The sequence below is a fragment of the uncultured Microbacterium sp. genome (assembly GCF_913776565.1).
In the GTDB taxonomy this organism is placed as follows: domain Bacteria; phylum Actinomycetota; class Actinomycetes; order Actinomycetales; family Microbacteriaceae; genus Microbacterium.
This window is the reverse complement of record NZ_CAJYPF010000153.1, coordinates 1-9,621: the sequence shown is the minus strand read 5'-3', so window position 1 is coordinate 9,621 and position 9,621 is coordinate 1. Positions and strand designations below refer to the sequence as shown.

Below are 9,621 nucleotides of genomic sequence, written 5' to 3'. Positions count from 1 at the left end.
CTCCCGCGGCGTTCGATGTCGAGGCGGCGCTCGAACGCACGCGCGAGTGGTGGGCCGCGTGGGCCGATCGCGTGCAGGCGACCGGCGACCACGCCGCGCTGGTCACGCGCTCCCTCATGGTGCTGCGAGCGCTCACGCACTCCGAGACGGGCGGCATCGTGGCGGCGGCGACCACCTCGCTCCCCGAGGCCTTCGGGGGCTCGCGCAACTGGGACTACCGCTACGTCTGGCTGCGCGACGCCGCCCTGACGCTGAGCGCCTACATCGAGCACGGCTACCTCGACGCCGCCCACCGCTGGCGCACCTGGCTGCTGCGTGCGATCGCGGGGGATCCCGCCGACGTGCAGATCATGTACGGCATCGCGGGCGAGCGCGATCTGCCCGAGCGCGAGATCACGAGCCTGCCCGGGTACGGCGGAGCCGCGCCCGTGCGCATCGGCAACGGCGCGGTCGATCAGTACCAGGCCGACGTCATCGGCGAAGTGATGGTCGCTCTCGAGGCGGCGCGCGACGCGGGCGTCGAAGAGACGACGTTCTCGTGGTCCCTGCAGCGCGCGCTGCTCGACCAGCTCGTGCACTGGGTCGATCGACCCGACCTCGGCATCTGGGAGATGCGGGGCGATCCGCACTTCTTCACCCACTCGCGGGCGATGGTGTGGGCGGCGTTCGACCGCGGCATCCGGGCCGTGGAGCAGGGCGGACACGAGGGCGAGGTCGACACGTGGAGGCGGCTGCGCGACGGGGTGCGCGCCGAGATCGACGCGCGCGGCGTGCACGCGGGCGGATGGTTCACCCAGCACTTCGAGACCGACGAGGTCGACGCCTCGCTGCTCGTCCTGCCGCAGGTGGGGTACTGCGCGTACGACGACCCCCGCATGCTCGCCACCGTGGCCCGCATGGAGCAGACGCTCATGCCCGACGGGTGGTTGCTGCGCTACCGCACCACCGGGGTCGACGGGCTGAGCGGCGACGAGCACCCGTTCCTCGCGTGCTCGTTCTGGCTGGTGGGGCAGTACGCGCACAGCGGTCGCCGCGACGACGCCGTCGCCCTGATGCGCCGCCTCACCGCGGTCGCCAACGACCTCGGTCTGCTCTCGGAGGAGTACGACCCGACCTCGGGCCGTCAGGCCGGCAACACCCCGCAGGCGCTGTCGCACCTCGCCCTCGTGGGCGCGGCGGACGCCCTCGAGAAGACGCGGCCGCATCCGGCGGGCTGACCGCCCCGAGGGCCCCGGCGCGGTCATAGAGTCGTCGCATGGACGACGACGTCGAGCTGCGGGCGCTGCGCGAACGCGTCTACGGAGTCGACGGCGCGTCGGCGACGCCCGAGCTGCTCGCGCGCCTCGCGCAGCTCGAGGACCGTCACCGCGAAGAGCCCTCCGCGGCCCCCGAGCGCACCGTCGACGGAACGGATGCCGAGCCCGCGGCCGATCCGCAGCCGGCAGCGGGAGAGCGGAAGACCGTCGACCTCGCACCCACGTCCGTGCGACGGCGAGCCGCGCTGTGGGCCGCGCTCGCCGCGGTCGGCGCGGTGGTGTGCCTCGGCCTCGGTGCCGCCATCGGGGCCGGCGTCATCGCACCCGCCGCCGCCGGCCCGGTGGACCCCCAGACCGCAGCCGCGGCCTATCCGGAACTGACCTTCCCGCAGACCGTCGAGGACGTCATCTCGGCCGACATCCTCCGCGACAGCGGGATCGATCCGTCCAGCACGCGGTACATCGCGACCGTCGACGACTTCCGCATCTACCTCGCCCAGCCCGACGACGGCGACGGCATCTGCATCGCGACGTTCACGTCATCCGACAATCGCCCGTGGTCGGTGGGCTGCGCCTCCGGGGGCGCCGGCCCCTCGGCGGCCTTCGGCGTCGACGCCGACCTCACGGTCGCGGTCGGCGAACCCGATCCGTCGGCCCTCGACGGCATCCCCATCCGCCTGTCCGACAGTGTCACGGCGTTCGTGGCGCGCTGAACCGAGGAGATCCATCATGTTCCACACCGACGGCGCCTTCAGCGGCTTCGCGGTCGACGACCTCGACGCCGCCCGACGCTTCTACGGCGACACGCTCGGCCTCGAGGTCGAGGTGCTCGACGACTCCGGTTTCCTGGCCCTGCATCTCGCCTCCGGCGGACGCGTGCTCGTCTACGGAAAGCCGCATCACGAGCCGGCGTCGTTCACGGTGCTCAACTTCCCCGTCGACGATGTCGAGGCCGCCGTCGACGACCTGCGCGCACGCGGCGTGCAGACGAAGATCTACGACGACGCCGACTTCCCCACCGATTCGCGCGGCATCATGCGCGAGGGGGGTCCGCTCATCGCGTGGTTCCGCGATCCGGCCGGCAACGTGCTCGCCGTGCTGGAGGGATGATCGCCGACAAACGCCTCGGGGAGGGATGCCGACGCCCTGGCATCCCTCCCCATGCTCCCGCCCCACCCGGGGTCGCGGGCGCCTCCTCAGCCCCTCAGCGCCTCCGCGAGCTTGACGCGCGCCCCCATCCGCAGCAGCGAGTTCTGATAGATGCGCGAGGCGAGGCCGATCGCCGCGACGCACGACGCGAGCAGGACGAGCAGCGACAGCACCGGCTCCCACCACTGGGCGTCGCCGAGGTACATGCGCAGCGGCATGCCGACCGGAGCCGAGAACGGCACGTACGACATCACGGTGAGCACGACGGGGTTGTAGTTGAAGAAGATCACGAGGAAGTACGGCGCCATGATCAGCATCGTGATCGGCGTCGTGGTCGCCCCGATGTCCTCTTGGCGGGACACCATCGCGGCCGCCGCGGCGAAGAGCGAGGCCAGCAGCACGAAGCCGAAGAGGAAGAAGATCGCGAACCAGGCGATGGGGGCGCCCAGGGCGGTGAGGACTCCGGCCTGATCGGTCACGGCGAGCCCGATGACCGCGACCGCCGCGAGCAGCACGATCTGCGCCATCGCGAGGATCGTGTTGCCCAGCACCTTGCCCGCCAGCAGCGCCCGCACGGGGATCGCCGAGATGAGGATCTCGACCACGCGCGTCTGCTTCTCCTCGACGACGCTCTGGGCGATCGTCCCGCCGAAGGTCGTCGCGGCGATGAGGAACACGATGCCGAACGCCAGCGCGATGAAGTACCGCAGCACGTCGGCCGCGTTCGACCCGGGATCGATCCGGTCGACCGGCGGCGTCTCGCTCAGCATCTGCAGGAGCGTCGAAGGGACGCTGTCCTTCACCACGACGGTGAAATCGAACGACGAGTCCGACGAGCCGGCCACCAGGGCGGCATCCACCGTCCCGTCGGCGACGAGGGCGCGCGCGGCGTCATCGTCGTCGGCGACGGTCACCTCGAGGCCGTCGAGACCCGAGACGTCGCTCTGGGTCTGCGCGGTGACGGCGACGGGGATGCCGCTCGACGCGGCGGTACCCGCGGTGAAACCGCCCCACAGCACCGAGGCGAGGGCCGCGACGATGAGCACGGCGGTCGAGATCACGAAGGGCTTGCTGCGCAGCTTCGAGCCGATCTCGCGCTCGGCGACGAGCCAGATGCTGTGCAGTTCGCCCGGGCGGGACGGGACGGCGGTCGAGGTGCTCACTGGATGACCTCCTTGAAGATCTCGGCGAGGGTCGGGCGGAGAGGAGCGAAGCTGGCGACGTCGCCGCGCGCCACGGCCCCCTGCAGCACGCGCTGCGCGGTGGCGTCGTCGGCCGCATCGAAGAGCGCGTAGCCGCCGTCGAAGTCGAGCACGCGCACGCCGGGCTCTTCACGCAGCCAACCGGCGTCGCCGCGCGAGACCAGTTCGTACCGGTGCGTGGCGTGCTGGGCCCGCAGCTCGTCGCGGGTGCCCGCGGCGCGGATGGTGCCGCTCGCGATGATCACGAGGTCGTCGCACAGCCGCTCGACCACGTCGAGCTGGTGCGACGAGAAGAGCACCGCCGCACCCGAGGCGGCCTTCTCCTGCAGGACCCCCGCGACCACGTCGACCGCGAGCGGGTCGAGCCCCGAGAAGGGCTCATCGAGGATCAACACCTCGGGCTCGTGCACGAGCGACGCCGCGATCTGCGCGCGCTGCTGATTGCCGAGCGACAGCGTCTCGACGAGGTCGCCCAGGCGCTCGCCGAGTCCGAGCCGTTCCAGCAGCGCGATGGCCTTGCGGGTGGCATCCGCCTTCGAGAACCCGTGAAGTCGCGCGAGGTAGGCGATGTGCTCGGCGACCTTCATCTTGGGATACAGGCCGCGCTCCTCGGGCATGTACCCGAAGCGGCGGCGATCGGCCGTCGTCACGGGGGAGCCGTTCAGCGCGACGGAACCGGCGTCCTTTCCGAGCACGCCGAGGGCGATGCGCATGGTGGTGGTCTTGCCGGCGCCGTTGCCGCCGACGAAGCCCGTCAGGCGACCGGGGGCGACGGTGAAGCCCACGTCGTCGAGCACGCGGCGACCGCCGTAGCTCTTGGTGATGCCGTCCAGTTCGAGCACGGTGCATCCCTTCTTCTCGTTGAGGACCACGCTAGGGAGGAAGGCGTGCCCGCACCTCCGCCCGCGGTGGGGTTGTCGCCCTCCACCCTGAGGGGGAGACCCCGAGGTCCCTGAGCCTGTCGAAGGGACCGGTCGCCGTCAGGCCAGACCGTGGCGGTGCGCGAGCACGACGGCCTGCACGCGGTCGCGCGCGCCGAGCTTCTGCAGCACGTTCGAGACGTGCGTCTTGACCGTCGCCTCGCCGATATACAGGCGCGCGGCGATCTCGGCGTTGCTGAGGGCCTCGGCCACGAGGGCGAGCACCTCGCTCTCGCGGTCGGTCAACGGCTCGGTCAGCACCAGCGGTTCGACCGCGCGAGCGCGGGCGGGGATGTCGGCGGCAGCGGCAGCGGCGGCGCCGGGCGTCGTCGAGACTCCGGATGCCGCGCCCCCGGCCGCCTGCGCGGTGAAGCGCTCGATGACGCGGCGCGTGACCTCGGGGGCGAGCAGCGCGTCGCCCGCGCCCACGATCCGCACCGCGGAGACGAGTTCTTCGGGCCCGGCGTTCTTCAGCAGGAAACCGCTCGCTCCCGCCGACAATGCGGCGAAGAGGTAGTCGTCGCGGTCGAAGGTCGTGACGATGAGAATCGCCGCGTCCGACCGGGGGTCGGCGGTGAGCAGGCGCGTCGCCTCGAGGCCGTCCATGTCGGGCATCTGCACGTCCATGCAGATCACGTCGGGGCGCAGGCGTTCCGCGGCGGCCACCGCCTCGGCCCCGGTCGCGGCTTCGCCCACCACGGTGATGTCGGGCTCGAGCGACAGGATCGTGCGGAATCCGGCACGCATCATGGCGTGGTCGTCGACGAGGAGGACGCGCAGCTCAGACATGCGACACCTGCGCCGGGGTCAGGGGCACGCGCACGCGCACGAGCCATCCGCCGCGCGAACGAGGGCCGATCTCGATCGTGCCGCCCGACACGGCCGCACGTTCGCGCATGCCGCGCTGGCCGAGACCGGGCGTCGACGAACCGGACCGTCCCGTGTTCGAGACCTCGAGTTCGACGGCCTCCGCGGTGAAGCGCAGGCGCACGTCGGCCGTCGCCCCGGGCCCGGCGTGCCGGCGGGCGTTGGTGAGCGCCTCTTGGGCGATGCGGTACAGGTTGACCTGCACGAGCGCGGGCGGATCGCTGCCGGGCTCGCCGACGACGGTGAAGGTGGTCGGCAGGCCCGCGGCATCCGCCTCGTCGACGAGGGCGCGGATGGAGGTCAGCCCGTGCGTGGTCGGAGCCGTGTCGGGGGAGGCGTCCGCATCGGGGGAGCGCAGGGTCTCGAGCAGCTGACGCAGCTCGTGCAGGGACTCCCGCGCCGAGCCCTCGATGCTCGCGAGCGTGTCGCGGGCGGCATCCGGATCGCGCGAGAGGAGGGAGCGGGCCACTCCCGCCTGCACGCCCATGAGCGAGACGTGGTGGGCGACGACGTCGTGCAGCTCGCGGGCGATGCGCACGCGATCGAGGGCCACGGCCTGCGCCGCGGTGACCTCGCGCTCGGACTCGAGCTCGGCGGTGCGCTCCTCGAGGGCGGCGCGCTCGCGCATCTGCTGGTGGGAGCGGTCGCCGAAGTAGTACGCCCCGCCGAAGAACAGGGCGTTCACGCCGATCATGAGCAGCTGATAGGCGACGAAGGGCGAGAAGGCCCCGGCGCGCGAGAAGGCGCCCTCGACGGACGGGTCGACGGGCTGCGTCGCATCTTGGAACATCACGACGAACAGCCACGCGAACATGCCGACAATGATCGCGACGCGGACGATCGTGGCGCGTCGGCGGCTCGGCTCCCACGCGCCGACGGTGTAGAGGGCGATGAACATCGCGATGTTGCCCGCGTAGAGCTCGGGGATGCGGAACGTCACCGCGAAGAAGTACGCGGTCGACACGACCACCGCGGTGACGGACGGCCAGCGGCGCCGCACCGCGATCGGGATCGCCAGCACGGCGACGTAGACCACTGCGATCGCGAGGGACCCCTGCTCGTCGCCGTACAGGCCCGAGACCGACGACAGCACGGCACTCAGCAGGCCGCCGAGGAACAGCACGGTCGCGAGGACGAGGTCGCCGCGCTGCTGGGTGCGGGTGAGCCGTGGCATCCCTCCACGCTAGGGGGGACCCCCGATACCCGCATCCCCCGCGCGGCGGAGTCAAGCCCGCGAGGAAGAGCGCTGACGCCGTCATGCTTTCGTCTGAATGCATTCGGGCGCGCCGCGCCCCCGTCTTCCCCGAGAGGATCATCGTGACCGAGTACACGATCGGCTACATCGTCGGCAGCATCTCCAGCACCTCCATCAACCGGCGCCTCGCCAAGGCGCTCGAGAAAGTCGCGCCCGAGGGTGTGACGCTGAAGGAGATCCCGATCAAGGATCTCCCCTTCTACTCGCCCGACCACGACGGGAACTTCCCCGCGGTCGCGAACGAGTTCAAGAGCGCGATCCAGGATGCCGACGGCGTCTTCATCGTGACCCCCGAGTACAGCCGCTCCATCCCGGGCGTGCTCAAGAACGCCCTCGACTGGTCGGCCCGCCCGTACGGCGAGGCGTCGTTCAACGACAAGCCCACCGCCGTCATCGGCACCTCGCAGAGCGGCATCGCGACCGCCGCCGGTCAGCAGCACCTGCGCTCCGTGCTCCTGCACTACAACGCACTCGTCCTGGGCCAGCCCGAGGGTTACATCCAGTCGACGCCCGGCCTGTTCGAAGAGGACGGCACCGTCACGAACGAGGGGACGGCCGCGTTCCTGCGCTCGATCATCGAGGCGCTCGTGACGCTCATCGCCCGCACGGCTCCCGCCGAGGTCCCCGCGGCCTGAGAGGCTCGCGCGGCGGGGTCGGGGTTCGCCCCGGCCCCGCCGTCGCGCATCCGGGTCCGAATCTCGGAGGACGCCCCTCCGCTCGGAGCTTCCCGCGCCGATCCTCCGAGAATCGCGGGTTCCTCCGAGAACGACTCACCCCAGGGCGGCGGCCTTCCGGCGCAGCAGCGCCGCTTCGCGCCCGTTCCGCGTGCGCTCGGCCGCGGCGAGCAGCGCCTCGCGAGCCTCGACCGTGCGCCCGAGCCGCGACAGCAGCTCCCCGCGGACCGAGGGGATCAGGTGCGAGCCCGTCAACGCCCCGGCGTCCCGAAGTCGATCGACCATCGCGAGGGCTTCGAGGGGACCGGATGCCATCGACACCGCCACCGCGCGATTCAGCTCCACCACCGGGCTCGGCGCCACTCGCCCGAGTGCCTCGTACAGCGACACGATCCGCGCCCAGTCGGTCGTCTCGACGCTCGTCGCCTCGGTGTGACAGAGGGCGATCGCGGCCTGCAGCTGGTACGGGCCGCGACGGCGCGCCAGGGCGTCGGCCCGATCGAGCAGCGTCGCCCCGCGGGTGATCGCCGAGCGATCCCACCGCCGACGATCCTGATCGGCGAGCAGCACGGCATCCCCGTGGACATCGACGCGGGCGGCGAAGCGCGAGGCCTGCAGCTCCATGAGCGCCGACAGGCCGAGCGCCTCCGGCTCCCGCGGGAGGAGTCCGTTCACGAGGCGCCCCAGCCGGAGCGCCTCGTGCGCGAGCTCGGTGCGCAGCACCGCGTCGCCCCCGCTCGCGGAGTAACCCTCCGTGAAGATCAGGTAGATGACGCTGAGAACCGCGTCCCGCCGCGCCGCCCACTCGGTCGGTTCGGGCACCTCGAACGGCACGCGCGCCGCCGTCAGCGCCTTCTTCGCGCGCACGATGCGCTGCTGCATCGTGGGCACCGAGACGAGGAACAGTCGCGCGATCGCCTCGGTGTCGAGGCCGCCGACGACCTTGAGCGTGAGGGCGACCTGCGCCTGCCGCGGCAGCACGGGGTGGCAGGCGGTGAAGACCAGGCGCAGCACGTCGTCGTCGATCGGCTGCCAGTCGGCATCCGCGATCTCCGACATGTCGGCGCCGATGAGCCCGTACTTCTCGCTCAGGTTCTGCGCGCGCCTCCACCCGTCGATCGCCCGCCGCTTGGCGACGGCCGTGAGCCACGCGCCGGGGCTGCGCGGAACACCCTCGCGCGGCCATTGCGCGAGCGCCTCGGCCACGGCATCCTGCGCCAGGTCCTCGGCCGTGGACAGGTCGCCGACCACCCGCGCGAGCGTCGCGACGATCCGCGCGCCCTCGATGCGCCAGATCGCCGCGACGCGTCGCGAGAGGTCGTCGGTCACCCGAGGTCAGCGCGAGGCCTGCTGCTCACGCCACCCCTCTTCTTTCCGGAGGTACTCGTTGTCGGCGAAGGCGGCGAAGTCCGTCTCGTCCGTGACGCGACGCACCTCGAGCGTGTTGCCGGCGATGAGGGGCGCACGCCGCGCCCACTCGACGGCCTCGGCCTTGCCCGACACCTCGATGATCCAGAAGCCGTTGAACAGCTCGTGCGTCTCGCCGTAGGGGCCGTCGGTGACGAGCGGCTCGTCGCCGCCGAACTCGACGACGAAGTTCTGGCTCATGTCGTCGGCCAGGCCGTCACCCGCGACGAGCACCCCGGCCGTGATCATCGCCTCGTTGTAGGCGCCCATCTCGTTGAGGATCTGCTCGAAGGGGAGCTTCTTGTACGCCGCGTACGCCTCGTCGGTACCGCGCATGATCAGCATGAACTTCATCGTGGACTCTTCTCGTCGGTGCTCTGTCGAGCGATCTGAGGGGAGCGAATGCTTCCCCCTACTATCGCGTCGAACGGCGGCCGGCGGAATCGACAGGGTGCCGGAAGAAGATCTCGGGATGCCACCCGCCCGGCGCTCAGCCGAAGATCATGGGCAGGTCGTCATCGTCGTCGCCGCCCGACAGGTCGAGGTCGGCGACGACGGGGACGTGGTCGCTCGGCACCTCGCCCTTGCGCTCGTCGCGGTGGATCTCGGCACCGTGCACCGCGTCGGCGAACGCTCGCGAGCCGAGGATGAAGTCGATGCGCAGGCCCTCGTTGCGGGGGAAGCGCAGCTGCTTGTAGTCCCAGTACGTGTAGCCGGTGGGGATGAGGGGGCGCACGACATCGGTCAGCCCCGCCGCCTCGAAAGCGCGGAACGCCGCGCGCTCGGGCGGGGAGACGTGGGTGGTCGCGCCCTCGACGACGGTGGGGTCGCCGTTGTCGTCGTCGGTGGGGGCGATGTTGAAGTCACCGGTGAGGGCGAGCGGCAGGTCGG

General features: G+C 71.5%; 11 protein-coding genes. 4 read left to right on the top strand and 7 right to left on the bottom strand.

The window, feature by feature from the left end:
• The 3 genes from QZ433_RS08375 to QZ433_RS08365 all read left to right on the top strand — a co-directional run.
• A partial coding sequence (locus QZ433_RS08375; protein WP_295781860.1) for a glycoside hydrolase family 15 protein occupies positions 1 to 1,217 on the top strand: 1,217 nt, incomplete at its 5' end.
• A 38-nt stretch (positions 1,218 to 1,255) separates the two neighbouring features.
• Complete coding sequence (locus tag QZ433_RS08370; RefSeq protein ID WP_295781857.1) at positions 1,256 to 1,969, top strand: hypothetical protein; 714 nt, start codon at positions 1,256 to 1,258, stop codon at positions 1,967 to 1,969.
• Between the two features lie 16 nt (positions 1,970 to 1,985).
• Positions 1,986 to 2,366, top strand: coding sequence for a VOC family protein (locus QZ433_RS08365; RefSeq protein WP_295781851.1), 381 nt, complete (start codon positions 1,986 to 1,988; stop codon positions 2,364 to 2,366).
• A gap of 86 nt (positions 2,367 to 2,452) precedes the next feature.
• Here the strand turns inward: QZ433_RS08365 and QZ433_RS08360 are convergent, their stop codons facing one another.
• The 4 genes from QZ433_RS08360 to QZ433_RS08345 all read right to left on the bottom strand — a co-directional run bounded on the left by QZ433_RS08360 (position 2,453) and on the right by QZ433_RS08345 (position 6,568).
• On the bottom strand, positions 2,453 to 3,568 hold the full coding sequence (locus QZ433_RS08360; protein ID WP_295781848.1) for an ABC transporter permease: 1,116 nt from the start codon (positions 3,566 to 3,568) through the stop codon (positions 2,453 to 2,455).
• Complete coding sequence (locus QZ433_RS08355; RefSeq protein ID WP_295781863.1) at positions 3,565 to 4,449, bottom strand: ATP-binding cassette domain-containing protein; 885 nt, start codon at positions 4,447 to 4,449, stop codon at positions 3,565 to 3,567. Before QZ433_RS08355 ends, QZ433_RS08360 begins: the two co-directional genes overlap by 4 nt.
• A gap of 138 nt (positions 4,450 to 4,587) precedes the next feature.
• Positions 4,588 to 5,316, bottom strand: a complete 729-nt coding sequence (locus QZ433_RS08350; RefSeq protein ID WP_295781846.1) for a response regulator transcription factor — start codon at positions 5,314 to 5,316, stop codon at positions 4,588 to 4,590.
• Positions 5,309 to 6,568 carry a sensor histidine kinase gene (locus tag QZ433_RS08345; RefSeq protein ID WP_295781842.1) on the bottom strand — a complete coding sequence of 420 codons (1,260 nt, stop codon included), beginning with the start codon at positions 6,566 to 6,568 and terminating at the stop codon, positions 5,309 to 5,311. The genes QZ433_RS08350 and QZ433_RS08345 overlap by 8 nt, the downstream gene beginning before the upstream one ends.
• Positions 6,569 to 6,711: 143 nt before the next feature.
• Between QZ433_RS08345 and QZ433_RS08340 the strand changes: the two genes are divergently transcribed.
• Positions 6,712 to 7,284 (top strand): NADPH-dependent FMN reductase, encoded by a 573-nt coding sequence (locus tag QZ433_RS08340; protein WP_295781838.1) that lies wholly within the window; start codon positions 6,712 to 6,714, stop codon positions 7,282 to 7,284.
• Positions 7,285 to 7,419: 135 nt separating this feature from the next.
• Here the strand turns inward: QZ433_RS08340 and QZ433_RS08335 are convergent, their stop codons facing one another.
• The 3 genes from QZ433_RS08335 to QZ433_RS08325 all read right to left on the bottom strand — a co-directional run.
• Entirely contained in the window at positions 7,420 to 8,652 is a 1,233-nt protein-coding gene (locus tag QZ433_RS08335) for an RNA polymerase sigma factor (protein ID WP_295781835.1), read from the bottom strand.
• A 6-nt stretch (positions 8,653 to 8,658) separates the two neighbouring features.
• A complete protein-coding gene (locus QZ433_RS08330; protein ID WP_295781833.1) occupies positions 8,659 to 9,084 on the bottom strand; it encodes a YciI family protein in 426 nt (141 codons plus the stop codon).
• A 136-nt stretch (positions 9,085 to 9,220) separates the two neighbouring features.
• A partial coding sequence (locus QZ433_RS08325; RefSeq protein WP_295781830.1) for an exodeoxyribonuclease III occupies positions 9,221 to 9,621 on the bottom strand: 401 nt, incomplete at its 5' end.